Source organism: Agrilactobacillus fermenti (assembly GCF_021030645.1).
Lineage (GTDB): Bacteria > Bacillota > Bacilli > Lactobacillales > Lactobacillaceae > Agrilactobacillus > Agrilactobacillus fermenti.
In genome coordinates this window covers 16,335-42,590 of sequence record NZ_JACGCJ010000006.1, presented here as the reverse complement: position 1 = coordinate 42,590, position 26,256 = coordinate 16,335, and the positions used below count along the sequence as shown (strand labels likewise).

The following is a 26,256-nucleotide window of genomic DNA, read 5'->3' as shown; positions in this document are numbered from 1 at the left end:
CTGTCAGAAAGAAGTGAATGGCAATGCAAAAAGAAATGACCATGCCCCGCTTAGGCGAAAGTGTCACTGAGGGTACGATCGTGGAGTGGTTGGTCAAAGTTGGCGATCAGGTTGCAGAGTACGATCCTATTTGTGAAGTTCAAACGGTTAAAGTGGTCGCTGAAGTGCCAGCTAGTTTCTCTGGCACCGTTAAAGAAATTTTGGTGCCAGTAGACGAAACCGTTTCAGTGGGCACGCCAATCGTTGTGATGGAAACTGAAGCCGATGCCGATGCCGATGCTTCAGATGATGATCAAACAACGACCACACCCGCACCGACTACGACGCAAACACCGGCAACAGCAGCCACGACAGCAGCAGAATCTACGCCAGCTGCGGAAACAACAACGGCTGGACCAAGATTTTCACCTGCTGTGGCGACACTATTGTCTAAATATCAACTAGATCCTAACCAAATTACCGGCACTGGTCATCAAGGTCGTTTGACACGTAAAGATGTTGAAAACTTTGTGGCACAACGATCTCAGCCCCAAGCACCTCAATCGACACCTGCTAAAACAGTGGCGCAAGCAAAACCAGTTCAGTCTGGTTTGATGGGGCGGTTAGCGACGGATACCGTGCAGCCAGCTAGTAGCATCCGTAAAGCCATTGCAGATCATATGGTCCAAAGTAAAGCTGAGATTCCACATGGTTGGATGATGGTAGAGCAAGATGTTTCAGATTTAGTTAAATTACGGCAATCTGAAAAGGCAAAATTCCAGCAGTTGGAAGGATACAAGTTAACTTACTTCCCATTCTTTGTAAAAGCGGTAGCTCAAGCACTGGTCAAACATCCACGGATCAATAGTTCTTGGCAAAATAATCAAATTTTGACGCATCATGAGATCAATATTTCGATTGCCGTAGCTAAGGGTGACGAATTATACGTGCCAGTCATTAAACATGCGGATAATTTATCTGTTAAAGGCATTGCCAGTGAAATTACCCGGTTAGCTAATGCTGTACGAACGGGTAAAATTACGGCAGATGACATGCAAGGTGGAACCTTTACCGTCAATAATACGGGTTCTTTTGGTTCGGTTGCTTCTATGGGTATCATTAATTATCCGCAAGCAGCGATTATCCAGATTGAATCGATCCGTAAGGAATTAAAACCCACACCAGATGGTTTAGGCTTCAAAATTGCCGATATGGTCAATTTATCTCTGTCTGTGGATCATCGTTTATTGGACGGCGTTGCTGCAGGGGGCTTCTTGAAAGATGTCAAAGCCAACCTCATGCAATTTAAACCAGGATTTGAGTTATATTAAAAACACCGATCTGAATTTTTTGCTCTAATAAAAACCACCTCGTATACGATCGTCATTGTATACGAGGTGGTTTTTAAGTTCGTGCTCCGAAGCTGACCAGCTTCACTCGCGCTCTGTTATAAGTGTTCCAGATGGGCTATGATGGCTTCATTAAATTGAGGGATGTCATCGGGATTGCGGCTGGTGACCAAGTTATTATCGATAACGACAGCATCGTCACTGACTTGGGCACCGGCATATTTCAGATCGGGTTGTACGGTTTGGTAGGCAGTCATTTTGCGACCTTCCGTGAGGCCGGTTTGAATGAAGAGCTGTGGGCCATGACAAATGGCAAAGACAGGTTTGTCATTTTCTAGGAAGTGCTGGACAAGATCAACCATACGCTGATCAGCGCGCAGCTGGTCTGGGGAAAAGCCACCAGGAATTAATAAAGCATCATAATCAGCTGCTTGAATATCATCGATACCCTTATCTACGGTGACTTCTAGACCTTTCTTACCTGTGATCGTTTCACCAGCGGTTTCACCGACTAAGGTAACCTCATGGCCTGCTTGTTCTAAAGCTTTCTTTGGTTCAGTATATTCAACATCTTCGAATAGATTTGTCATTGGAACAATAATTTTTGCCATCTTTATTTGGGCCTCCTCTAGGAATTTGATGTTACCTATTAAGCATAAAGGCTTCCCAAAAATTAGGCGAAAGTTAGGCTTATAAAATAAAATCGTATGCCTAAATCATTATTATAATGGCGTTAAATAGTTAAATTTATTTCCGACGTTTATTAAAATTAAAAAAACACCTGTTGGCGAATCGAATCAGGCGTCATAATGTTCAAAATGGCGGGTGGCGAAGTAATTGGCAAAATGACTGCAGCCAAAGAAGAGTACTAAGCCGACAAAGCCAGTTAAAAATTGAGCCATAAAGTGTTTCGGCGCTAGATCATTTAGATTGGTTTGAAAAAAGGGACTAATAAAGAATAAAGTTTCAACTAAAATAATGCCAATAGTTAAAACAATGGTACCCCAAATGTAAGCACGGCCGATCCGGGTGGGGTCTTTAAATAAAATGGGATAAAAGGTGAGATTAAACAGACCTAATAGCGTCAGACCTAAACCTAATAGTGCTAAGTTGGCTTGACCAGGAATCACATTGAGGTCAGACAACCAAAGTGTGCGTAGATAGGCAAAGGGCAGGATCAAAATAACTTGAATCAGTTCGATGATCATGATGAAGAAGAGCCGGGTTTTGACAATATCAGCTTTACTGCGTGGTAATAGCAGGCTGTAACGTAAGTCATTGTTTTCCCGAGAATTCAGTTCAATAAAGAAGAGTCCCAGTGTGGTGTAAAAGAAGATGACTAAATAAGGGTAATTAGGGACTAAAACTAAAGCACTCAGTAACCAGAAAATGGGCACAGTAGGATGTAAGCTTAGTTTGAATTCTTTGCGTAAATTAGTTAACAAGAGCGACACCTCTTTCAATATGAACCATCAAAGTTTCAAGGTCTACAGCGGAACGTTGGCTGTCTAGAAATAAATCTGGTTGCTGCGTGAGGCCGCGCCACAGTTTTTGACCATTGACCTGTTCGGCTTTAGCGTATTGAAAGGCTTGCTTTTGAGCTTGCGATAGGTCGGTCGGATCAGTAATGGTAATCAATTGGTAGCGTGCCAGTAATTCAGTTAACGGCGCATCAAATAATAACTGACCTTGGTGTAGGTATAAAATATTATCAGCACATTGTTGTAAATCATTAATGATGTGCGTTGAAAATAAAATCGTCACACCTTGAGCCCTTAAATCCAAAAAGATGGTCAGGAGTTCATCGCGAGAAACTGGATCTAGACCACTGGTCGGTTCGTCAAGAATCAATAGTTTGGCATGATGAGATAAAGCAACAGCTAAAGCATATTTGATGCGCATCCCTGTAGATAATTCATGGGGCGTTTTGCGGTCATCTAATTGGAATTTCTCCAGATAAGTTTGATAACGTTGGGCATCCCAATTGGCATAAAACCGGGCTGTTGTATCTGTTAAGGTACGTAGCTTTTTTCTGGGAAAGTACGTGATACCACCATCCACAAAGGCTAAATCTTGCTTGATCGCGGTTTGGTTATGAAAAAAATTCTTGCCAAAATAGGTAATTTGGCCGTGATCTATATTTAATAAACCCAGAATCGCTTTTAGAGTCGTGGATTTACCAGCACCATTGGCACCAACAAAGCCAGTGATCGTTCCAGCAGCTAACTGAAAAGAAATGTTGTCCAGTTGAAAAGTCGGATAATATTTGGTGAGCGCAGTCACATCTAAAACAGTCATAGATATCCCCCAATTATGATAGTATTATGATTCATTTTAAACTTTACGGGTGCGATTTTCGAATTTTATATGTTATGCTTATTTTATAATAGTGGTTTAGGAGGTACATGATTATGAAAATTGGTATTATCGGCGCAACCGGCAAAGCTGGCGTGGAATTATTTTTAGAAGCGCAAAAACGCGGCCATGAAGTGACAGCTATTGTGCGCAATGGTGCTAAAGCCCGGGATCTTTTTGGCGCTGACGTTACTTTGTTAGAAAAAGATGCCTTTACGTTGACGCGTGAAGAATTGCTGAATTTTGACGTGATCATTGATGCGTTTGGTGTGCCTCTAGGGACACAAAAGGGTTATTTACATTTAGATTTAGCCACGCATTTGATCCATGAATTGCGAGAAACCGACAAGCCTAGAATTGTCTTTATTTTAGGTGCAGCCAGTCTATTAGATGGCGATCAACGGCTGTTAAAGAAACTTCAAACCTTACCGAATCATGAACAATGGATCGATGTACCTGAAAGTCAATTCCACGAGCTAAATTTTTTGAATTCTGTTCAGAATGTCAATTGGGTGGGTGTTTCGCCACAACGTGATTTTGTACCTGGGGCACGCAGCGGCTATGTTCGCGGGACGGATAAAGTCATGTATAATGCTGCTGGCAAATCACAAGTGACAACTGGCAATATGGCCGTGGCTATTTTAGATGAAATCGAACACCCACAAGTTAGTCGAGATCGGTTCACAGTTGGAGATAAATAAGCTGTCGTAGAATTGAAGCCAAGATAAAAAGCCCGATAACTGTTAGCCAAAACAAGCTAACGGTTATAGAGCTTTTTTGTGAAGTGAAAAAGTCGAGATAAAAGGGGCTCAGTACTTGAGTACTAATAAGAATGACAACAAACTGTAGACTTCTCATTAACGCATACAATAGCTCAATCGTCTGCCTCGGGTGCTTCAGCTTTAACGGAGGTTGCACTGGCTTTCTTTTGGGTAAAATCGATTCTGTATTTGACCGAGTCAGCAATTTCGTGTTTGTCTTGGTTACGCAATTCACCCATTTCAAATTCATAAAAGCCATTTTGAATTAGTTTCTTAGCTGATTTTTTAGTGGCACCCAGGTAGAGCAGATCTGTTTGCTGCTTTTTAGTTTCGTTGGCCTTTAAGCGTAAGCGCGTTTTATCGGCTGTTATGCTTGGAATGATCTCAACGTCCTTGCGGTCAGGTTGTTCATATTCGTCATTGAAAAAACCAGTAGTATAGACGGTTTCATTAGTCGTATTTTTCAAATCAAATTTCAATTTTAAATAGTAAGCCGTATCTTTACTAGTGAGTTGTCGGTATTCAGATTGGGGTAATTGTTGGCGTTGCTTTTTGGTTAAATTGGTATATTTGTACAATGTGAAACGGCCATTGGTGTAAGTTACCGCACCTTGGTTGAAAGTGGCTATTTTACCGCTAGATACCTGTGTTGTCTTGGCTTGAACGGCATGATCAACTGATAAACCACTAACACTTAATCCGATTAGTAGTGACAGAATAAAGTATACATAGTGTTTTAACTTCATGATGGACCCTCCTTAAGTAAGTGGCATAATTCAATTGCTTTAATTATAACGAACTTTTTTAAAATAAAAAATCAGAGTGAGCGTGAAGCTGGATAGATTTGGCGTGCTAGCAGAATTGAGTACAAAATAAAAAACCAGTTCAAAACAAAACACTAATTTTGTCTTGAACCAGTTTTTATATTGGGATTGGGAAGGATGAAATAGCCTATCTCTAGGCAATCGAGCTAGTGGGAATCGAACCCACTTCAGATAAATATCCGGTTACCAAAGCCATAGCTCATTTTATTTTGGGAGGAAGATAATGAAGAAAATACATTTTAAGTTTGGGTATCAAGTAACTTCCTTGGGGGGAGGAATGATTTACTTGATGAATACAGCATAACGTTGATCTGTGACAAAATGGTGAAGAAAGTGCAATAAAAATATCAAATATTTATGGCGTTAAAAAATTTTAACTGGGGCATTACTTGAACAACTGACTTAAGTCTGGATAAGTTGCGCTCGTTGCACCAGCATCAACTACAATACTGGCGCCATTAACATAACTAGAAGCGTCATCCGAAAGGAAGAGTGCCACTTGGGCAATTTCGCTAGGATCAGCACCGCGTTTGAAGGGAATGTTTTTCATCATTTCAGCGTTGATTTCAGGGTTCTCACGCATCGATTCTGTCAATGGTGTATTCACAAGGCCTGGCAGAATGGCATTTGTCCGAATATTAAAAGGTGCCAGCTCTAAGGAGGCACTTTGAGTAGCCATTTGGACGCCAGCTTTGGCAATGGAATAAGCAGAGCCAAGTGGTTCAGGGACGAGTGCATTGATTGAAGCAATATTGACAATCGTACCAGGCGTTGCTTGTGTTCGAATCTGACGGCCAAAAGCTTTAATAAACATGACGACACCGCGTAGATCGATATTTAGAACAAAGTCATAGTCAGCCATAGATTGATCTAGGAGTGGCCCTAATTTGTTAGCCCCAGCCACTAGAAAAGCATTATCTAAATGGCCAAATTTTTGAACACCGGCTTCAACAGCATGGTTGACTTGGGCTTCATTACTAACGTCGGTGGGAACACCTAAAAAAGTATCGGTACCATATTTTTCCGTCAGTTCGGCCAACCGTTGCTGATTAAGATCAGCGACGACCACTTGACCACCTGCATCAATATAATTGCTAACAACAGCCAAACCGATCCCTGACGCGCCACCAGTTATCAAAGCAACTTTGTGTTTAAAATCGAATTTCATGAGATAACCCCCTTTTGCTTTTGTAAACGTTTACGAAGCAAGTATAAAGGAACTTATCAATAGGATGGTAATCATTTGCTTAATCTTTTTTTCGTCGATGCTTGGGCTGCGGTTGGTAGATATGGAAAAATTTATAACGCGCATAAAGGCTATAAACGATGGAAATTATGAGCGTGGCGTTGGCAATTAGAAGCCAAACATTTGCTTGAAAAGTTTGATGATCTTCAGATGAACGAAAGCCAAAAAATAGAATAATCAGATTAACGGCTAATTGGGAGAAGCCCAAAAGTGAGAACAGCTGCAACGCCCGCTCAATCTTTTTTTCATAACTCGTATAATAATGGGCTAAAGTGCGTAAAAGGATAAAGGCCAAAATCAAAATGAGCACAATGCCACTCGTCAGCAGTGTATCTATCAGCTGTTTATTAGTTAAAAAAGCCAAATTCGTGCCTACTTTCCAAAAGATTACTCCTATCATACCGGGCAGTCGGGGGATTGGTCAACTGTAGTTGAGATTGGGAATATACACATTTTTTACATTAAATGTGAATATTTATGAATTTACTTGCATTAAATTACGTTAAGGTGTATATTCTTTACAACGATTAAGGAAACATTAAAAACAAAAGGGGTTTTTCTAATGGCAAATCAAAAAGTTGTTTTAGCTTATTCAGGCGGACTAGATACTTCTGTGGCGATTCAATGGTTAAAAGACAAAGATTATGATGTCATTGCTTGCTGTATTGATGTAGGCGAAGGTAAAGACTTAGAATTCATCAAAGAAAAAGCCCTGAAAGTCGGGGCAGTTGAATCCTATACATTAGATTGTAAAGCTGAGTTTGCGGATGAATATGCTCTGATTGCCTTACAAGCTAACGCTAAATATGAAGAAACTTACCCATTGGTCTCGGCATTGTCACGGCCGCTGATTGCCAAAAAGTTGGTCCAAGTGGCTCAGCAAACTAACGCCAGTGCGATCGCGCATGGTTGTACCGGAAAAGGCAATGACCAAGTGCGGTTTGAAGTAGCCATTCATGCTCTAGCGCCAGACATGAAGATTTTAGCACCAGTTCGAGATTGGCACTGGTCCCGGGAAGAAGAGATCAACTATGCCAAAGAACATAATATTCCCGTGCCAATTGACTTAGATAGTCCTTATTCCATTGATCAAAATCTATGGGGTCGAGCTAATGAAGCTGGTGTTTTGGAAGATCCTTGGGTCACACCGCCGACGGATGCCTTTGAATGGACGAGTAATTTAGAAGATACGCCTGATGAACCAGATATCGTTACGATCGATTTTGAAAAGGGCGTTCCCATTGCTTTAGACGGGCAAAACTATAATTTAGCTGACTTAATTTTACATTTGAATCAAGTGGCTGGTAAGCATGGAATTGGCCGGATCGACCACATTGAAAATCGGTTGGTCGGTATCAAATCTCGGGAAGTTTATGAAGTACCTGGGGCAGAAGTCTTAATGACAGCGCATCAAGCTTTGGAAGATCTGACTTTTGAACGAGATCTTGCCCATTTCAAACCACAGATCACCAATCAAATGAGTAATACCATTTATAACGGCTTATGGTTCTCACCTTTGATGCAAGCCATGATTGCCTTCATTAAGCAAACCCAAGTCGTCGTTACAGGACAGATCCGGGTAAAATTGTTCAAAGGCAATGTTGTTGTTGAAGGCCGGAAGTCACCTTATTCTTTGTATGATAAGGACTTAGCTACTTATACCGCATCAGATACGTTTGACCAAGCGGCTTCTGTAGGCTTTATCAAACTTTGGGGCTTGCCAACTCAAGTCGCTGCACAGGTACAAAAGAAAGGCGACGCGGAAGTCACTTCTAAGTAAAGGGGGTAATTGTCAAATGGCAACAACAAAATTGTGGGGTGGCCGGTTTACGGCAGAACCAAGTGAATATGTGCAACGGTTTGGCGCGTCCATTGAGTTTGACCAGCTATTAGCTGAAGAAGATATCCAGGGTTCTTTAGCCCATGTACAAATGTTGGGCGAACAAGGCATTATTGCAGTGTCTGAAGCCAAGCAGATCGAAGCTGGGCTTAAGCAATTACAACAACAGCTTGAAGCAGGTAAACTACATTTTTCTATTGCGAATGAAGACATTCATTTAAACTTAGAAAAAGCACTGACCGATTTGATTGGGCCCGTTGCCGGAAAGTTGCACACGGCCCGCAGTCGTAATGATCAAGTGGCATTAGATATGCACTTGTATTTACGTAATCGTCTGCACGAGATTCTGCCGTTGATCGTGGCACTGCAAAAAACGTTGGTTGCCAAAGCTGAAAGTCATGTGACGACGGTCATGCCGGGGTATACCCATTTACAACATGCTCAACCCATTTCCTACGCGCACTATTTGCTGGCCTATGAGAATATGTTCCAGCGAGATTATGAACGCTTGACTTTTAATTTGAAACATACCGATATCTCACCGCTGGGCGCGGCAGCCTTAGCGGGGACAACTTTCCCAATTGATCGAGAGCGGACCGCTGAATTACTGGATTTTCCAGCGGTTTATCATAATAGTTTAGATGCCGTGTCAGATCGGGACTTTATTCTGGAGTTTCTCAGCAATACAGCGATCCTAATGATGCACCTGTCACGAATGTGTGAAGAGTTAGTTCTCTGGTCAAGCCAAGAATTCAGCTATATTGAATTGTCTGATACTTACTCAACTGGCAGTTCGATTATGCCACAAAAGAAAAACCCCGATATGGCAGAACTGATCCGGGGCAAGACTGGACGAATCTATGGTGACTTGTTTGGCTTGTTAACAGTCATGAAGGGGCTGCCTTTGGCCTATAATAAAGACTTACAAGAGGACAAAGAAGGCATGTTTGATGCGGTCAATACAGTGATCATGTCCTTAAAAGTAATGCAAGGCATGGTGGACACACTACAAGTTAAAACGGATCGGATGAAACATGCTACTGTTCATGATTTCTCTAATGCCACGGAGTTAGCCGATTATTTGGCTAAAAAAGGTCTGCCTTTTCGGCAAGCCCATGAGATCGTTGGTGAAACTGTCTTGAAGTGTATCAAAGCTGGTAAATTCTTGAAGGATCTCACTTTAGAGGAATACCAAAAAATCTCGCCATTGATCGAAGCCGATGTTTACACGGCTTTAGATCCAATGACCGCCGTAGCCAACCGTGATTCTTTAGGCGGCACTGGCTTTGATGAAATTAAAAAAGAACTTGAACGGGCAAAAGTACAACTTTCAAATCATTCGACTGATGAAGAATAAGCACAATCAAAAACGGATTATAGTAGCTGGGGCAAAACTAACGTTTTGTTTTCAGCCACTATAATCCGTTTTTTAGCATTGGTCTTATGAAGATATATGTAATTTGGCGACTTTTTCTTTTTTAGGAAATAAATTGAGCTTGGCACAATTCTTTAAGACTAGGGCGCCATAATAGCCGCAAATAATGAAACAAGGCAACCACATGAATAAGTACCGAGTCGTACCCCCTTCGAAAATCAATAAATAAATCATTTGTCCCACGATAGCTAATTGCGCGCTTTGCAGTACGAGGGAATGCTTCACTCGGCCAGTAAAAGCACTAAGCAATGTTAACACTAATAAAACGATCCAAGTGACTTGGTTTAGAAAGCGCATAATGGGACGGGCATGCCCTTTGCTGTAATTGAAGCTCATACTGAACTGCGCTAACTTTGACTGATGGGCAGGATTATTTTTAAAGGTGAAAGACCGGTCGCCGTCCCAAACAAAGTTACCATTCGCCACGTTATTATGATGTTTAACAAACAAAAAGTTAAAGTAACCAACGATGCCGTATTGTTGCAGGCGCTGTTTGATTTTCCGACGATTCAGCTGATCGCGTGCTTGATAAGTTTTGGCTTGATAACTTTCAGCAGCATCCCTGCCGTTAAAGCCACCAATCCCCTTTAAACCCATAGCGATGAAATGAGTGGGCGGCAAGCGCAACTCAGGATCAAGGTTACGCCATTGACCAGACACATAGAATTTTTCATCTTGGTAAATATAGTGGTGATAATATTTTGCACCTACAGCAAAAACCGTTAGAAATAATAGCAGGCCGATGAAGAGTCGTGAGAAGTTCTGTTTAAGATTATTGGTACGACCAGCTTGAATGAGCATGCTCAAAATAACGGCAATTGAGAAAATGAGGGTGGTAGGCTTTAATAGGTAGGCAATCAAAGCCATAATCGTGTATAGCAACAGTAAGCTTAACTTCTGCCAATACATATGGGCGCGCCGGAGTTGGCAGACGATTAAAATTAATAATGTCAGCATATACAAGCCTAATGTATCAGAATAAAAAACCAGTACCCAAGGAGAAAGGCCAAAAAACAGCAATCCCAATGAAAATAGAATCGTTCCAAGCTGCCGGTCTTTGAGACGGTTACCAATAAGATACATATTGAATACGGCTAGATCAATGATGATCGCATTGGCGAATAAAAGGGCATGGGGGAGTGATGTAAAGAGACCAGGAACGAGTAAGTGATAGAGCAGCCGTTCAATTGTTAAAAGCAATGTATTATTGTAGTTCCAAGAAAAATAAAAAAAACCGATGGGATTAGTGACGTTTTGCATAATCACCCCTGGATCCCATACCGGTTCGAGAGTAAGGGGTAAGTAAATGATCAACTGCCAAATAAACAATAGAATAAGTAAGCCAATTACTGGACGAGTCGATAATTTGAATCGTTTGAGGCGTCGGTAGGTGTGAAGTTGGGAGAGCCAGTAAAGGAGAGCAATACTAGCGAGGACACCCAAGACACGCAGCCAATAGTGGCCGTCAATGTGAATCGCCTTAAAGTTTGGTGTCATAAAGGCCATGGGTAATGAAATTGCCAGAAAAAAGACAAAAATATTACGAATGAGATGTGTAATAGTTATACTAATTTTTTTCATAATAGCCGCCTAATGATAAATTAGATGTAAAAAAATATTAACTATTTTATCATAGTTGATTTTTAGATTTTCAGCAATCACTGGACTGGTAAAATTAACTGAAGTCCGTTAAGATAGCACTAAATCACACATATATTACTAGGGGGTGTTGCACTTTGCAGAAACAGAGTGGGTCTTTCTTGTCTAGTGATGGGCAGCATCGGATTCATACGGTTATCTGGCTGCCCGCGCAAGGACCGAAGGCAGTGCTGCAAATCGTTTATGGGATGGCAGAATACGCCGAACGCTATGAACCAGTGGCTCGTTTTTTTACAAAACAAGGCCTTGCAGTGGCAATTCACGATCATTTAGGTCACGGCAAAAGTATCCGGAGTCGTCAAGAGTTAGGCTACTTTGGACCTAATGGGCAAGAAAACTTGATTGAGGATAGTCATCTTTGGACACAACGCCTACATCAGATTTGGCCCACAAAGCCATTATTTATTCTCGGCCATTCCATGGGTTCAATCATTACAAGCCTAGTTTTAGGGCGTTACGCTGCAGATTATACGGGTGGCATTTTGATGGGCAACGTTTATTTGCCAAAGATTTTAGCACCGGTAATGCCCATGATTCGATGGAAAGCTAAACTAACAGCTAAGCGGCCAGACCATGGGCTGAATATACTGGCCTTTGGGTTGTATAGTTGGTACTTTGACCGCCTTGAATTTTTTTCGTGGCTGAGTAATGATCCAGCTGAAATTGAAAAATACAAACAAGATCCATTGCTAGGCTTTACTTTTACGACAAATGGCTTTTTAACATTATTTACACTGCTGCAAATGCAGGCAAAGGGCGACTGGCTTGCACAGCTGCCTAAGGACTTTCCGTTATTAGCCATCAGTGGTCGCAAAGATCCTGTGGGTGATTTTGGCAAACAACAAAAGTGGCTGGCACAGATGGTTGCCAATAATCGGTTAAAAAAAGTTACAAAAAAAGAATGGCCCGAGTTACGACACGAACTATTCTTTGAAAGGCAACCTGACCGAACACAAGTAGAAACCTATATTGCTAACTGGCTTCAGCAGCAAATGTTCTCATAATTCAATCAGATGATGATGAATCGCGTACTGAATTAATTCAGCGCGATTTTTTGTTTTTAATTTTTTCATGATGTTGGCTTTATGAGCTTCAACGGTTTTCACGGAGATGAAAAGCTGTTGGGCAATCTCTTTATTGCTATAACCTAAGGCAACTAAAGGCAAGACTTCTTTCTCACGGTTGGATAAGTTATTGTATTCTTTAAGGTCTAATTCATTGGCACCACCGGCGTTGATTGCTTCAGCCGACTCTTCAGAAAGTCGAATATTAGCATCTAAATAAGTCTCGTTTGTAATGACTTTATTCAGCGCATTAAGTAATTCTGAATCGGGTGAACTCTTGAGAATATAAGCACTGGCGCCATTTTGTAAGGCTTGGCGAATATACTCTTCTTCTTCATGCATGGACAAGATCACGATTTTAACATCAGGGAAATGTTCATGGATCCGTTTTGCCGTGATCAGCCCACTTTCGCCTGGCGGCATGGAGAGATCCATCACGAGTATGTCGATGGGATTTTGCTCGACTTTCATGTAAATCTGGTTACCATCTGCTGCTTGATCGACCACTTGAAAATTTGCCTGTTGGTTGATCAAAAAAGACAAGCCGTTACGCACGATGGCATGGTCATCTGCGATTAAGATTTTATGCAAATTTACGCCTCCAAATGTGCGGAACGAACAGGGAACTCGACTTTGACAGAGGTTCCTTCGCCGACTTTGGAGTCAATGGTAAAGACACCATTTAAGGCTTTTACCCGCTCATTCATATTTAGTAAACCTAATGAACGGCCATTGGGTTGGGTCATCTTTTGAGTGTCAAACCCGGTACCAGTGTCAATAACTTCTAAAGATACTCGTTTATCATGGGCTAACAATAAAAGCGTGATCTCATCAGTGTCCGCATGTTTGATCGCATTACTCATAGCTTCTTGGGCAATCCGATAGAGGACGATGGCAATATCATTGGGGACCGTAATAGCTTGCAGTCGGTTGATGAACGTAATCTTAATACCGGTGTTCTCCTGCAGCCGCTGAATCAACGTTTTTAGAGCTGGAACTAAGCCAAGGTCGTCTAAGGCAGAAGGCCGCAGATCTAAAGCCATCCCTTTTACTTCATTGAGCACTTCTCGTAGTTGATTTTGAATCAATTCACCTTGATTGGCAAACTCTGCTTTAGAAGTTGTGGCTTGTTCTGAAACTAGGCGGCCGATACCCATGATGGCTGTAAAAATACCCTGAGCGATCGAATCATGTAGATCTTCAGAAATATGTTTACGTTCATCTTCGTGGGCACGGTTGATGTATTGGATCAACGATTTTTGCATCGCCAGCTGGTCCACTCGTTGTTTGGCAACCAGGCTTTTCAGCGTGATCGTATAAACATTTTGTGTTTCTGATAATTGTTGATACACCAAAGAGAAGGATAGCGGTGTATCGCTGTCCTTATTTAAAGTGACGGGAATCGTAATGTTACTTAATTGTCCTTTGATGGCGCAACCAAAGCAGTCATCACTTTCGGAATGGTCCCGCTTAATGTATGTTAAAACGATTGCCTTGAGGTAATCGAGATCAATTTGGGATTGATCAATTAAGTCTTTAGCTAAATCGTTCATTAATAAAACTTGATCATCTTGAAAAATAAACATGGCATCACTGGCCCGGGTAAAGTTCTCCATGACCCAATTAGACATTTCAAGCATAACTTAGCCTCCTTAAATTAGGAAGATTGATGGTGTTCGCTATGCTTTAAATAATACCCCAATTTTGCAATTGTTGCATGGGTAACGTTTCGATTGTCACGGTAACCTGCTAATAAAACACCAGTCACCAGTTGGGTAGTGGGGTCCACGATAGGGATGGCTGCGGCCGCAGTGAGTTTTTCTACTACGGTAATGGGCGTGTACATAAATTCTTGGGGCTGTTGGTCCAGATGATTATCAAAGTAAGGTTCACCTGTACGAATGACTAAACCAGCAATACCTAAGCCGGTTCGTAATATGATGCGTCGATAGCGTTGACTAATGTTACCGATGACATGGCGCCAGCGAATCTGACCGCCGTTCAAACGGTCTTGAATCGCCACACCGACGAAGTCAAAATCAGCATCTTGATAAATTTTTTGGACAAGTGAATCATATTGAGACTGTTCGGCTAAATCGGCCATGGTCATACCTCTTTTCAACTTCTTTCTGTCAAAGTTTTTTCAGGGCTGTTCGTAACTGACATCGATCGTTTTGGCAATGGCTTCATCTACAAATGTCTGGTAGTGCCGATAATCGGCAGCAATACGTTGAATTTGTTGTTCTGTGCGGTCGATTTCATCGTCTTGCTCTAAGGAGCGAGGTTCTGCTTGGACATCTGCCATATGATTTTCAAGTAGGGTTCGGCGAATACGCAAGTCGCTTAAAGCAATTTGCAATAGCCTTTGAAAATCGCCTGAAGACATCTCAGCTTGGGCTTTCTTTGTGGTCATCATGGAGACTCCTTTGATTATTATTCTGTAACTGTGATCGATAATGTGCTGGTAGAATCAGGGGCTGGCAGTGGCAGGTCTGTTTTAGAAAATCCTGTAAGCGCCGATTGCCCGTTTGTAAGAAGTGGTGGACTTGAGTAGCATTGGTTTCAAAATGGCTAACTGTATAGTGCGCTTGACCTGAAACTTGGGCATAGACATTTTTCTGAGCTTTCAAATGCCTTAATAAATCAGTGGTCAGCGCTCGATAATCAGTAGCCGCCAATAAAATATCCATCCATAGGTTGTTTTGTTTTGCAGTGGCATAGATACCACTTAGAGGGCCCTGGTCAATATAGGGCACCCGGTCTTGAATGATTTGGACTTCAGGCATTGACTTAAATAGTTGGCTTAAAGCGGTGGCGTTTTGAGCATTCGCACTGATAACAACTTTAGAAACCAGTGGTGCCAAGACTTGGTAGACTTGTTGAACTTGAGGTAACTGTCCTCGGGGTTGAAACAGGGCTTTATCGGTGCCAAAGCGTCTAGAATGGCCACCAGCTAGGATCAGACCAATTGGAGCGGTCTTCATGCTTCGGTGCCATAAACGAAATGCCCACTTTTACCGCCTGATTTTTCCTGTAAATGGCAATTATTTAGGATCATGCCGCGATCCATAGCCTTACACATATCGTAGATCGTAAGTAGGGCGGTTTGACAAGCAATTAATGCCTCCATTTCGACCCCAGTCACATTTTTAGTTTTGACTTGCACGGTTGCATAAATCGTATCTTTCTGATTGTCAGAGAAGTGGATGTCAACACCTGTCAAAGGAATTAGATGACACATGGGAATCAATTCACTTGTCTTTTTTGCAGCCATGATTCCCGCCACTTGAGCGACGGCTAAAACGTCGCCCTTTTTGATTTGTCCTTGTTGGATACGTTGTAAAGTTTCGGGCTGCATCTTGATCTCACCAACAGCAGTCGCTTGGCGAAACGTAACGGCTTTAGCTGTCACATCAACCATTCTTGCCCGATCTTGATCATTGAAATGGGTTAATTGGTCATTGGGTTGGGATTCAGACATCGACTTAGCCTCCTTTAAATTTTAGTACAGTTGTTTTGATTGAAACGTGTGTACAGGCGTTAACCGCCTTTTGTCATCTATTTCTTAAACGTGTTCCAAAAGGCAACGTCCTCGCCTAACCACGGATCATTCAAACGGAAAGATCACCATTTATCATGATCCTTGTTAGTGCTTGGCCGTTAACCGCCTTTTGTCAGCTATTTCTTAAACGTGTTCCAAAAGGCAACGTCCTCACCTAACCACGGATCATTCAAATGGAAAGATCACCATTTATCATGATCCTTGTTAGTGCTTGGCCGTTAATCGCCTTTTGTCACACTCTTTTTTAACCAGGCTTGAAACCAAGCTTGGCGTGCTTGGGGATTGCTAAAATCTTTTAGTTTTGGGTTTGCAGCTACAATTTCTGGGAAAATACTAGCTTGGGCGATCACCTGCTGTAAAGCAGAGGGCTCAAAATCAATAGCCGTTTTATTCAAGACAATTTTTGGATAGGCAGCGGATTTATAGCCCTCAATGAGAATTAAATCTGTGTCTGGGGCAACGTATTGTTGAACCAAGCTTTCAGCGGATTGGGTGACTAGTGCTGGCTTTTGTTGGCGGATGAATATTTCAGAACGGGACTGCAAAATAATTTGCTGCGCCCCTAGCTGATGAAATTGCCCGGTATCAGTTGCCGCTTGATCCAAGCTGGCTTCATGGGCATCATGTTTTAAAACAGCAACGGTGTACTTTTTTGCTTGGGCAACAGCTAAAAAGTCTTTAAGCACCGTGGTTTTGCCGCTTTTTTTGTAGCCAACTATCTGTAAGGTAAGAGCCATGTTTCGACCTCGCTAAAGGGTTTAATGGGACGATTGCTACTAGGAATCTTGAACAAGCAGGTCGTTTGTCCTAAATTACCTAAAGCACCCGACTTATCACTGCCGACTAGCTGGACATAATAGTGGTCATGGCTTATGCGGAAAGTGCCTCGAAGGATGCGGTCATAACCATTCGTTTTTTGATAAGGTTTATCTAAAATAGCTGTCACGCGGCGAACTTGTGAAGCCTGCTTAGTAAACTGCTGCAATAGGGGTTCCGCAAACAGATAAAAGCCGGTAAAACAAGCGCCAGGATTGCCAGATAAAGCGACGATGGGTGTTTCTTGGTAAACGAAAGCAGTGGTCACGCTCCCAGGCCGCATTTTTAATTTATTAAAAAGTAGGTTTTGTGATGATTTAGCCACCGTAGCCAAGAAATCGAAATCGCCAACTGAGACACCACCTGTGGTCAAAATCAGATCACAGGTCGTGACTAGTGCATTCAGTTTCTGCCGTAGCAAGTCATAATCATCTTCAATTTGAGTATAGGCCACAACTTCACCGCCGCATTCAGTGACAAGGCCTTGTAGTAAAGGGCCATTACTGTTATAGATGCGGCCGGGCTTGAGCGGGTCCCCTGGTGTTGTTACTTCAGTGCCGGTGGTGATGATACCAACCTTGGGCGTTTGATAAACCGAAACTTCAGTGATGCCAAAAGCCGAAAGCAGGCTAAGGTGACCAGGATTTAACCGTGTATTTTGTGGGATCAATACATCACCACGTCGAAATTCAGTACCAGTTTCCGTAATATTGGTATTTTTAGCAGTTACCATTAATTTGACTTGGTCTTTATGATCTGGAACTGGTCGGCTTTGTTCCAACATGATAACTTTACCGGCGTTAGTCGGCACAGCAGCACCAGTCATGATCCGCACCGTTTCATTTGCTTTTAGCGGCTGATCATAAGTGGCACCTGCCTGAACTTCAGCGACAACTTTAAATGTTTTAGGAAAGTCATGATCATCTTCAGCGCGAATGGCATAGCCATCATAACCAGAGCGCCGGAAATTAGGAAAATCATAGGGTGCAGTCACGGGCTCAGCCAACACGCGTCGATCAGCAGCCGTTGTGGCTACGGCTTCTACCTTAGGTTCTAAAGTTAACGCTGCGATTTTGGCTTGGGCAGCGGTGATGGTAATAGGTTGACGTCTATCTAACATAAGTTAACTTCCTTTATTTGTGACGTTCACGTAATAAATGTGTCAGTTCAGGTAAAATAATTTGTTCTAGTGCTAAGCTATTTGCTTTAGTTGAACCAGGCAAGATAAAGCACAATTGGTTGCGTACCGTAAAACCCGCTTCAGCTCGTGAGGCAATAGCATGCGTGCCGACATCGGCGTAGCTCAATTGTCGGAATAATTCACCGAAACCAGGAATCGTATCTTGTAACAATGGTTTTAGCGCGGTAAAGGTGACATCTCGTTGAGCAATGCCGGTGCCGCCGTTAGTGATTAGCAGGTCGTTGTCGGCCAATGCCAAAGCTGTAAAAGCGTGTTGAATTTCTAAAATATCATCTTTAACAACCAGTCGTTGCTGAATTACAGCGGTTTCGTTTTTGGTTAAGTAATTGGCAATGGTCTGGCCGGTTTGATCACTAGTGAGGTTGCGGGTATCACTTATCGTTAAAATACTAGCTTTGATCATGATTGAGTCTCCAGTTTGAGTTGAGGTTGGTCTAAGACCTGTGTTAATTGTTGATAGGCCGTTTGGGCAACGGTTTTGGTGGGGGCATCGTAGATCATTAATTTATGATTTTTAAAAAAAGTCATTGCCAAGGCCTGCCATTTAAATTGAACGCCTAAAGGATTAGCCTGTTGTGGGATTTTTTGTGCGGTTAAATACTGTTTTAGCACCGATACGCTAATGGTTTCAGGCAAGTAAATAGCGTAAACATTAGTGCCGCATAAAACGTGAAGTTCATTTTTAAAATCAGCCGCCACTTCAGTAACGGGTCGTTGGCAAACAGGGCACTGAGGATTTTTAAGAATCGTAAAAGTGTCTTGTTTTAACGTCCAATTATTAATGGTGATTAGCTGGTTAAAAGCCATTTGATCAGGCGCTATGAGTAGCTTTATCGCCAAGGATACCTGTAAGCCGCTGACAATCGGAATCAATGCTGTATTGACACCTAGCAAATCACAGTCAGTTTGTTTTAGAGCTTGCAGGTTTGGGAATAAACAAGCTAAGCAAGGTCCAGTTTGGGGGTCGATCGCCATCACTTGACCACTGACCCCAGCACAAGAACCAAAGATGTAATTGAATTTGTATTTTAAAGCCAATTGATTCAACAGCTCTCGGGCCGCAAAGTTATCGGTACAATCAATGGCTAAGTCGAATTTATCTAGCGTTCGTAGGCGGCTTTCCGATAATTCATAAGGATGTCCGTGAACGATCACATGATGATTGATCTTGATCAAATTTTTTTGGAGCGCGTCAACTTTGAATGTATCTTGCTGAGCATCTTGCTCCGTAAAGATGGTTTGGCGCTGTAAATTCGTTAGGCTGACTGTATCAGGATCGAAAATATCTAAGCGACCAACGCCGGCGCGAGTTAAGAGCTCTGCACAGTAACTGCCCAGCGCACCAGCACCAACAATTAAGACATGCGCTTGGTTAAGCTGATGTTGGCCAGCGGGACCGATTTGGCGGACACGTTCTTGGCGATCATAACGATTAACAGTGAAACCATTCACGACGGACATGTGACTCACCTCACTAGTAACTGAATTAGGTTTTTCCCTAATCGAAGTATAGCATTGTCGGTGCTATCTTAGTATTAGGGAAATGACTAACAAGCATTTTGGTTACCTTACTGAAGGAAAAGGAGTTGAGGTCATGAAACAGTCCCGCTTTTTCAAGCGTGTGGAGAAGTTCAATGGGAATTTCACCCAATTAGAAGAGAACTCTAGACGCTGGGAAAAATTATACCGGCGGCGTTGGAGTCACGATAAAGTGATTCGGACGACACACGGGGTAAACTGTACTGGCTCTTGCAGTTGGAATGTTTATGTAAAAGAGGGCATTATTACCTGGGAACACCAAGCCACTGATTATCCATCTTGTGGCCCAGATTTTCCAGAATTTGAACCTCGCGGGTGTCCACGTGGTGCCAGTTTTTCATGGTATGAATATAGTCCGGTAAGGATCAAATATCCTTATATTAGAGGCAAATTGTGGCAACTATGGGTTCAAGCTAAAGCTGAGCACCAAGATAATTTGGTTCAAGCTTGGCGTAGTATTGTCGAAGATCCTAATAAAACAAAAACTTATAAATCGGCCCGGGGTCATGGGGGCTTAGTTCGAGTGCACTGGGATGAAGCTTTAGAGCTGATCTCAGCAATGTTAGTCTATACGATCAAAAAATACGGGCCAGATCGATTAGCTGGCTTTACCCCAATTCCAGCCATGTCCATGATCAGTTATGCGTCTGGTGCGCGTTTTCTTTCGCTACTAGGCGGCGAAATGCTGAGTTTCTATGATTGGTACGCCGATCTGCCCCCTGCATCCCCACAAGTTTGGGGTGAACAAACGGATGTTCCTGAATCCAGTGACTGGTATAACAGTCAATACATTATTATGTGGGGCTCAAATGTACCTTTGACGCGGACACCAGATGCCCATTTTATGACCGAAGCGCGCTATAAGGGGACTAAGGTGGTTGCCGTAAGTCCAGATTACGCTGAAAATGTTAAGTTCGCTGATAACTGGTTGGCACCACACCCTGGCTCTGATGCTGCTTTAGCCCAAGGCATGACTTATACGATCTTGAATGAATTTTATCAACAAAAACAAGTGCCAGAGTTTGTACATTATGCGAAGCAGTACACTGATCTGCCATTCTTAGTCTTGCTGGATCAAAGTGATGCCAATCGTGATCACTACACTTCTGGCCGGTTCTTACGGGTCAGCGATATTTCTGATGAAACGATTGCCAATGCGGATTGGAAAACTTGTGTCGTTGACAGTCATTCTGGTGAGATCGTTGTACCTAATGGGACCATCGGCCAACGCTGGGAAGATCATACCGATTGGAATCTGGTTTTGAAGGACAAAGAGGGCCACGAGATCGATCCTAAGTTAGGCATCGATGCGGACCAAACCGTAGTCGCTGATTTTCCTTACTTCTCCGCCCAAGGCAATGATGTGCTACCGCGGCATCTAAAAGCGCGCTGGGTGACTTTTGCTGACGGCAGTCGTCACTTAGTCACAACAGTTTATGATTTGATGCTTTCCCAATATGGGTTGCCGCAAATGGCTGAAGATGACTTGGCTGCTAAAGGCGCTACGGATGCTGCCAGTCCTTATACCCCTGCTTGGCAAGAAAAGGTGACTGGTGTCAAACAAAGTATTTGTGTGCAAATTGCTGAAGAATTCGCCCAAAATGCCATTGATAGTGGCGGTAAATCCATGGTGATCATGGGTGCCGGCATCAATCACTGGTTCAATAGTGATATGACTTACCGAGCTATTTTCAACTTGGTCTTATTAACTGGCTGTGAAGGGGTTTCTGGCGGTGGCTGGGCCCATTACGTTGGTCAAGAAAAATTACGGCCTCAAGAAGGCTGGGCAACTGTGGCTTTTGCCAATGATTGGCAAGCTGGTGGTGCACGTCAACAAAATGGGACTTCTTTCTTCTACTTTGCTAGTGACCAATGGAAATATGATGAGTTAGATAATAAGGCTTTGAAGTCGCCGGTCAAAAAAATTCAGCACGCTTATGATCATCCCGCTGATTATAATCAATTGGCGGCCCGCTTGGGTTGGCTGCCAAGTTACCCACAATTTGACCGCAACTCTTTAAGTTTTGCACAGGATTATCAAACCAATAATTTGGATGAGATCAAAGCTAAAGTTGTTTCAGAATTAAAAGCTGGCGCGCTGAAATTTGCCATTGAAGATCCGGATGCCCCCCAAAATGCCCCGAAAGGGTTATTTGTCTGGCGCTCCAACCTCTTTACCTCCTCTGGCAAAGGGCAAGAATACTTTATGAAACATTTGCTGGGTGCGGAAAATGGTCTGTTAGCTAAGACTAATGATCAATTTAAGCCTGAAGATATGGTGTGGCATGAAGATCCTGTGGAAGGTAAGTTAGATCTAGTCGTCGACTTGGACTTCCGGATGGTTTCCACACCAATGTATTCAGATATCGTCCTACCAGCTGCTACTTGGTATGAAAAAGAAGATCTCTCTAGTACCGATATGCATCCTTTCATTCATCCTTTCAATGCGGCGATTACACCACTATGGGAGTCGAAGAGCGATTGGGATATTTTCAAGAATTTGGCTAAGAAGTTCACTGAATTAGCTAAAACAGAATTACCAGAAACACAATATGATTTGAAGACGCAACCGCTAGGCCATGATTCGCCAGCTGAATTAGCCCAGCCACTAGGACAGATCAAAGATTGGAAGAAAGGTGAGATCGAACCTGTCCCAGGTAAGACTATGCCGATCTTGCAATTGATTCCAAGAGACTATACCCAAGTTTATGATAAGTACGTGGCTTTAGGTCCAAATGCTGGCGGTAAAGTTGGGGCAGATGGTATCAGCTATTCTGTTGCTGAGCAGTATGAAGAATTAAAGACGCGCAATCATACTTACTTAACACCCGGTGTGAATCAGGGCTGTCCTAAGATCGACCAAGCCAAAAAAGTCGCTGACGCTATTTTGATTTTATCCAGTGCTTCTAATGGCGCAGTGGCGCAAAAAGCTTGGGCAGTGGAATCAGAACATACGGGCCTAGACTTGAACCATATTGCGGCCGGTCGCGCTGAGGATAAAATGACCTTCAAGAGTATTACCGTGCAACCACGGGAGGCTATTCCAACGCCGATCTTCTCCAGCTCCAAGCATGACGGTGAACGTTACTCACCATTTACGGTCAACATTGAATATCTCGTGCCATTCCGTACGTTGACCGGTCGGCAGCAGTTTTATATTGATCACGAGATTTTCCAAGAATATGGTGAACAATTGACTACTTATAAGCCAACTTTGCCACCACAAGTCATGGGACCTAAAGATACCGAGATTGCTGATGCCAAAGAAATTACACTGCGTTATATGACACCGCACGGTAAGTGGAATATCCATACGACTTATCAAGATAATTTAGAGATGCTGACGTTATTCCGTGGTGGACCTAATGTTTGGTTAGCTAATGAAGATGCGCTTGAATTAGGTATCAAAGACAACGATTGGGTCGAGCTTTATAACCGTAATGGGGTCGTGACAGCCCGAGCGGTTGTCAGTCACCGCATGCCAAAAGGTTCCATGTATATGTATCATGCGCAAGATATGGATATTCAAGAACCACTCTCTAATATTACGGGTAATCGTGGCGGGAGTCATAATGCACCAACACAGATCCATATTAAGCCTACCCAAATGGTCGGCGGCTATGCGCAACTAAGCTACGGCTTTAACTATTATGGTCCCATCGGCAATCAAAGAGACTTATATGTTAATGTCCGGAAATTAAAGAAGGTGAACTGGAATGAAGATTAAAGCACAAATCGGAATGGTTTTGAACCTGGATAAGTGTATTGGCTGCCATACCTGTTCGGTCACGTGTAAAAACACCTGGACCAATCGCCCGGGGGCAGAATATATGTGGTTCAACAACGTGGAAACCAAACCTGGTGTGGGTTATCCTCGCGGTTGGGAAGATGAAGACCACTATAAGGGCGGCTGGCAGCTCAACAAAAAAGGTAAGTTAGAATTAGTGGCCGGGAACAAATTGAATAAGATTGCGCTAGGTAAGATCTTTTACAATCCTGATATGCCTGAGTTAGATGATTACTATGAACCTTGGACCTATGATTACCAAACGCTATTTAACCCAGAAAAGAAACATCAACCGGTAGCACGGGCAAAATCACAGATCACTGGCCAAACGATGGACCTTCAATGGGGCCCCAACTGGGATGATGATCTAGCTGGTTCCCAACACACGCAAGAAGATCCGAATGTGAAGAAGATCCAGACTGAGATCAAGACTAATTTTGAAAATGCCTTTATGATGTATTTACCGCGTTTATGTGAACACTGCTTAAATGCCCCTTGTGTGTCTTCTTGTCCGAGTGGTGCCATGTATAAACGTGATGAAGACGGTATCGTTTTGGTTGATCAAGAAAAGTGCCGCGGCTGGCGTTTTTGCATGACTGGTTGCCCTTATAAAAAAGTCTATTTCAACTGGAAAACGAATAAAGCTGAAAAATGTACTTTCTGCTATCCAAGAATTGAAGAAGGCTTACCAACGGTTTGTGCGGAAACTTGTGTGGGTCGGATCCGTTATATCGGCGCAATTTTATATGATGCGGACCGTGTTCAAGAAGCAGCTGAAGAACCAGATGAAAAGAAACTTTACGAACGTCAATTAGATTTGTTCTTAGATCCTAATGATCCAGAAATCATTGCTGCTGCTCAAGCAGCTGGTATCGCTGATGATATGATTGAAGCCGCCCAAAATAGTCCGATCTATAAGATGGCCGTTGAAGAGCGGATCGCCTTTCCATTGCATCCAGAATATCGCACAATGCCAATGGTTTGGTACGTACCACCGCTGTCACCAATCATGAATTACTTTGAAGGTAAAGACTCGATTCATAATCCAGAAATGATTTTCCCTGGTATTGATGAAATGCGGATCCCAGTAGATTATTTAGCAAGTATTTTGTCTGGCGGCAATACTGAAGTGATCAAGAACGCACTATATAAGCTCGCTATGATGCGGCTGTATATGCGGGCTCGGACTTCTGGTAAAGCGTTTGATACTGATAAACTCGATCGGGTTGGCTTGACTGAAGATTCAGCGACAGCACTTTACCGCTTATTAGCCATTGCGAAATACGAAGATCGGTTTGTCATTCCTAAAGCTCATAAAGAACAAGTGGAAAATGCTAGCGCGGAACAGGGCGGTTTAGGTTATGAAGAATGTAAAGGTTGTTCTTTAGCCAATATGCATGCCGGTATGTTTGAACAGTCTAAAGCAGGTAAATCCTCAGAAGAGATCTATGCTGAGAGCTTTTATGGGGGGATTTGGCGTGATTAATCTAGCCCAATTGGATCAAAGCCGGGGTGATTTCTATACGCTGTCCCATTTGATCGACTATCCACAAGCTGAAATTCAAGGTTCAGATTTTATGGCTAATTTTGAACGTGAGTATGATGCCAATTCGGCTGAGAAAGCCCAAGTACGTGACATCATCTCGGCGTTTCAACAACAACCGTTAACCCAGCTGCAACAAGAATATGCCAGTCTTTTTGACATGAATAAGCGTTTTACCCTCTACTTAACATTTTATCGCTTTGAAGATTCTCGGGAACGCGGCGGTGTCTTAGCCAAACTAAAGATGCTTTACGAGATGTTTGGTGTTTCCGCCGTGGATCAAGAATTGACGGATTATTTACCATTGATGTTAGAATTCTTAGCCTACGGTGACTGGGAAAATGAAGTGGCCGAACGTTTAAAAGATCTACAATTACTGTTTTCAGTAGTTGAAGACGGTACCTATCAATTATTGCAAAATGGAATGATCTATGCGGACAAACCTTACTTCAAGCTGATCCGTGTGATTCGTCAAGAACTTGGTAAATGTGTGGCGCAGCACCAGATCAACGCACAACAGGAGGTGAAATGATGGCACATCCAGTGGATTGGTTCTTTTGGACCGTCTATCCGTATTTGATGTTACTTTCATTTTTCTTTGGCACCATCATTCGGTTTGCCTTTTATCCCGCTTCAGTAACCGCTAAGTCCAGTGAATTACTAGAGAAAAAGAAATTAATGGTCGGCAGTATTCTCTTTCATATTGGCATCATCCTAGTATTTTTTGGTCATGTGGTTGGTATCTTAGTACCGAAATTATGGACAGATGCATTAGGCATCCCGGATCATATCTATCACCTATTTGCTTTAGGCGGTGGCGGTGTTGGTGGCGGCTTAGCATTGATTGGCATGCTGATCCTGACTTATCGGCGCTTTAGTGATGCCCGGGTGCATCTTGCAAGCTCTACCAGTGATTTGATCGTCAATGTGGCTTTGTTGGTGACAATTATCTTAGGTCTAGCTGCTTCATTTATCGCTGGGCCTAGTCATCCAGCTTTTAACTATCGAGAAACGTTATCCGTTTGGGCGCGGCAATTGTTCTATTTCCGGCCAAATTATTTATTGATGGTGTCAACACCAATGTTATATAAGATCCATGTTGTTTGTGGTTTAGCGATTTTTGGGTTCTTCCCTTACACACGACTGGTTCATGCTTTAGCATTGCCGTGGCAGTATATTTACCGGCGCTATTTGGTTTATCGCCGAAAACCACAAGTTTAAATATAGAAGTGTTTGTAAACAGATAGAGAGTGAAAGCAAAGTGTTAATTTTGTTTTCACTCTCTTTTTCTAAGGC

General features: G+C 42.7%; 26 protein-coding genes. 9 read left to right on the top strand and 17 right to left on the bottom strand.

What is annotated here, in order from left to right:
- The first annotated feature begins 17 nt into the window (after window positions 1–17).
- Entirely contained in the window at window positions 18–1,310 is a 1,293-nt protein-coding gene (locus FHQ08_RS03085; RefSeq protein ID WP_230912928.1) for a dihydrolipoamide acetyltransferase family protein, read from the top strand.
- A gap of 116 nt (window positions 1,311–1,426) precedes the next feature.
- On the opposite strand, the gene FHQ08_RS03080 is transcribed toward FHQ08_RS03085, so the two are convergent.
- From FHQ08_RS03080 to FHQ08_RS03070, 3 genes are all read right to left on the bottom strand, one after another.
- Complete coding sequence (locus FHQ08_RS03080) at window positions 1,427–1,939, bottom strand: type 1 glutamine amidotransferase domain-containing protein (protein ID WP_230912927.1); 513 nt, start codon at window positions 1,937–1,939, stop codon at window positions 1,427–1,429.
- 186 nt (window positions 1,940–2,125) lie between these two features.
- Window positions 2,126–2,773 (bottom strand): ABC-2 transporter permease, encoded by a 648-nt coding sequence (locus FHQ08_RS03075; RefSeq protein ID WP_230912926.1) that lies wholly within the window; start codon window positions 2,771–2,773, stop codon window positions 2,126–2,128.
- Window positions 2,763–3,626: an ABC transporter ATP-binding protein gene (locus FHQ08_RS03070; protein ID WP_230912925.1), complete on the bottom strand. Its 864-nt coding sequence runs from the start codon at window positions 3,624–3,626 to the stop codon at window positions 2,763–2,765. Before FHQ08_RS03070 ends, FHQ08_RS03075 begins: the two co-directional genes overlap by 11 nt.
- A 113-nt stretch (window positions 3,627–3,739) precedes the next feature.
- Between FHQ08_RS03070 and FHQ08_RS03065 the strand changes: the two genes are divergently transcribed.
- Window positions 3,740–4,384, top strand: a complete 645-nt coding sequence (locus FHQ08_RS03065; RefSeq protein ID WP_230912924.1) for an NAD(P)H-binding protein — start codon at window positions 3,740–3,742, stop codon at window positions 4,382–4,384.
- Between the two features lie 173 nt (window positions 4,385–4,557).
- Here FHQ08_RS03065 and FHQ08_RS03060 read toward each other — a convergent pair whose 3' ends face one another.
- The 3 genes from FHQ08_RS03060 to FHQ08_RS03050 all read right to left on the bottom strand — a co-directional run bounded on the left by FHQ08_RS03060 (window position 4,558) and on the right by FHQ08_RS03050 (window position 6,878).
- Window positions 4,558–5,190 (bottom strand): hypothetical protein, encoded by a 633-nt coding sequence (locus tag FHQ08_RS03060; protein ID WP_230912923.1) that lies wholly within the window; start codon window positions 5,188–5,190, stop codon window positions 4,558–4,560.
- Window positions 5,191–5,653: 463 nt separating this feature from the next.
- Window positions 5,654–6,436, bottom strand: coding sequence for an SDR family NAD(P)-dependent oxidoreductase (locus tag FHQ08_RS03055; protein WP_230912922.1), 783 nt, complete (start codon window positions 6,434–6,436; stop codon window positions 5,654–5,656).
- A 79-nt stretch (window positions 6,437–6,515) separates the two neighbouring features.
- Window positions 6,516–6,878, bottom strand: coding sequence for a hypothetical protein (locus tag FHQ08_RS03050; protein WP_230912921.1), 363 nt, complete (start codon window positions 6,876–6,878; stop codon window positions 6,516–6,518).
- A 198-nt stretch (window positions 6,879–7,076) separates the two neighbouring features.
- Between FHQ08_RS03050 and FHQ08_RS03045 the strand changes: the two genes are divergently transcribed.
- Both FHQ08_RS03045 and argH read left to right on the top strand, forming a co-directional pair.
- Window positions 7,077–8,294 (top strand): argininosuccinate synthase, encoded by a 1,218-nt coding sequence (locus tag FHQ08_RS03045; protein ID WP_230912920.1) that lies wholly within the window; start codon window positions 7,077–7,079, stop codon window positions 8,292–8,294.
- Between the two features lie 16 nt (window positions 8,295–8,310).
- The gene (argH, locus tag FHQ08_RS03040) at window positions 8,311–9,711 is read left to right on the top strand and encodes an argininosuccinate lyase (protein ID WP_230912919.1); all 1,401 of its coding nucleotides are present in this window, start codon (window positions 8,311–8,313) and stop codon (window positions 9,709–9,711) included.
- 84 nt (window positions 9,712–9,795) lie between these two features.
- On the opposite strand, the gene FHQ08_RS03035 is transcribed toward argH, so the two are convergent.
- The gene (locus FHQ08_RS03035; protein ID WP_230912918.1) at window positions 9,796–11,370 is read right to left on the bottom strand and encodes a glycosyltransferase family protein; all 1,575 of its coding nucleotides are present in this window, start codon (window positions 11,368–11,370) and stop codon (window positions 9,796–9,798) included.
- Between the two features lie 155 nt (window positions 11,371–11,525).
- On the opposite strand from FHQ08_RS03035, the gene FHQ08_RS03030 reads away from it, so the two are divergent.
- The gene (locus tag FHQ08_RS03030; RefSeq protein WP_230912917.1) at window positions 11,526–12,452 is read left to right on the top strand and encodes an alpha/beta fold hydrolase; all 927 of its coding nucleotides are present in this window, start codon (window positions 11,526–11,528) and stop codon (window positions 12,450–12,452) included.
- Here the strand turns inward: FHQ08_RS03030 and FHQ08_RS03025 are convergent.
- From FHQ08_RS03025 to FHQ08_RS02980, 10 genes are all read right to left on the bottom strand, one after another.
- A complete protein-coding gene (locus FHQ08_RS03025; RefSeq protein ID WP_230912916.1) occupies window positions 12,447–13,103 on the bottom strand; it encodes a response regulator in 657 nt (218 codons plus the stop codon). The genes FHQ08_RS03030 and FHQ08_RS03025 overlap by 6 nt on opposite strands.
- 2 nt (window positions 13,104–13,105) lie before the next feature.
- The gene (locus tag FHQ08_RS03020; protein WP_230912915.1) at window positions 13,106–14,152 is read right to left on the bottom strand and encodes a sensor histidine kinase; all 1,047 of its coding nucleotides are present in this window, start codon (window positions 14,150–14,152) and stop codon (window positions 13,106–13,108) included.
- Between the two features lie 17 nt (window positions 14,153–14,169).
- Entirely contained in the window at window positions 14,170–14,616 is a 447-nt protein-coding gene (locus FHQ08_RS03015) for a GAF domain-containing protein (RefSeq protein ID WP_230912914.1), read from the bottom strand.
- A 39-nt stretch (window positions 14,617–14,655) separates the two neighbouring features.
- Window positions 14,656–14,925, bottom strand: a complete 270-nt coding sequence (locus FHQ08_RS03010) for a hypothetical protein (protein WP_230912913.1) — start codon at window positions 14,923–14,925, stop codon at window positions 14,656–14,658.
- Window positions 14,900–15,496, bottom strand: a complete 597-nt coding sequence (gene mobA, locus FHQ08_RS03005) for a molybdenum cofactor guanylyltransferase (RefSeq protein WP_230912912.1) — start codon at window positions 15,494–15,496, stop codon at window positions 14,900–14,902. The genes FHQ08_RS03010 and mobA overlap by 26 nt, the downstream gene beginning before the upstream one ends.
- The gene (gene moaC / locus FHQ08_RS03000) at window positions 15,493–15,993 is read right to left on the bottom strand and encodes a cyclic pyranopterin monophosphate synthase MoaC (protein WP_230912911.1); all 501 of its coding nucleotides are present in this window, start codon (window positions 15,991–15,993) and stop codon (window positions 15,493–15,495) included. Before moaC ends, mobA begins: the two co-directional genes overlap by 4 nt.
- Before the next feature lie 299 nt (window positions 15,994–16,292).
- A complete protein-coding gene (mobB, locus tag FHQ08_RS02995) occupies window positions 16,293–16,811 on the bottom strand; it encodes a molybdopterin-guanine dinucleotide biosynthesis protein B (RefSeq protein ID WP_230912910.1) in 519 nt (172 codons plus the stop codon).
- A complete protein-coding gene (locus tag FHQ08_RS02990; RefSeq protein WP_230912909.1) occupies window positions 16,790–18,010 on the bottom strand; it encodes a molybdopterin molybdotransferase MoeA in 1,221 nt (406 codons plus the stop codon). Before FHQ08_RS02990 ends, mobB begins: the two co-directional genes overlap by 22 nt.
- Window positions 18,011–18,023: 13 nt before the next feature.
- On the bottom strand, window positions 18,024–18,494 hold the full coding sequence (locus tag FHQ08_RS02985; RefSeq protein ID WP_230912908.1) for a MogA/MoaB family molybdenum cofactor biosynthesis protein: 471 nt from the start codon (window positions 18,492–18,494) through the stop codon (window positions 18,024–18,026).
- A complete protein-coding gene (locus FHQ08_RS02980) occupies window positions 18,491–19,552 on the bottom strand; it encodes a HesA/MoeB/ThiF family protein (protein WP_230912907.1) in 1,062 nt (353 codons plus the stop codon). Before FHQ08_RS02980 ends, FHQ08_RS02985 begins: the two co-directional genes overlap by 4 nt.
- Window positions 19,553–19,685: 133 nt before the next feature.
- Between FHQ08_RS02980 and FHQ08_RS02975 the strand changes: the two genes are divergently transcribed.
- Genes FHQ08_RS02975 through narI form a run of 4 tightly spaced genes read left to right on the top strand, consistent with a single transcriptional unit; the run spans window position 19,686 to window position 26,181 of the window.
- Window positions 19,686–23,357 carry a nitrate reductase subunit alpha gene (locus FHQ08_RS02975; RefSeq protein WP_230912906.1) on the top strand — a complete coding sequence of 1,224 codons (3,672 nt, stop codon included), beginning with the start codon at window positions 19,686–19,688 and terminating at the stop codon, window positions 23,355–23,357.
- Entirely contained in the window at window positions 23,347–24,903 is a 1,557-nt protein-coding gene (gene narH, locus FHQ08_RS02970) for a nitrate reductase subunit beta (RefSeq protein WP_230912905.1), read from the top strand. The genes FHQ08_RS02975 and narH overlap by 11 nt, the downstream gene beginning before the upstream one ends.
- Window positions 24,896–25,492 carry a nitrate reductase molybdenum cofactor assembly chaperone gene (gene narJ / locus FHQ08_RS02965; protein ID WP_230912904.1) on the top strand — a complete coding sequence of 199 codons (597 nt, stop codon included), beginning with the start codon at window positions 24,896–24,898 and terminating at the stop codon, window positions 25,490–25,492. The genes narH and narJ overlap by 8 nt, the downstream gene beginning before the upstream one ends.
- A complete protein-coding gene (gene narI, locus FHQ08_RS02960; protein ID WP_230912903.1) occupies window positions 25,492–26,181 on the top strand; it encodes a respiratory nitrate reductase subunit gamma in 690 nt (229 codons plus the stop codon). Before narJ ends, narI begins: the two co-directional genes overlap by 1 nt.
- Window positions 26,182–26,256 lie beyond the last annotated feature (75 nt).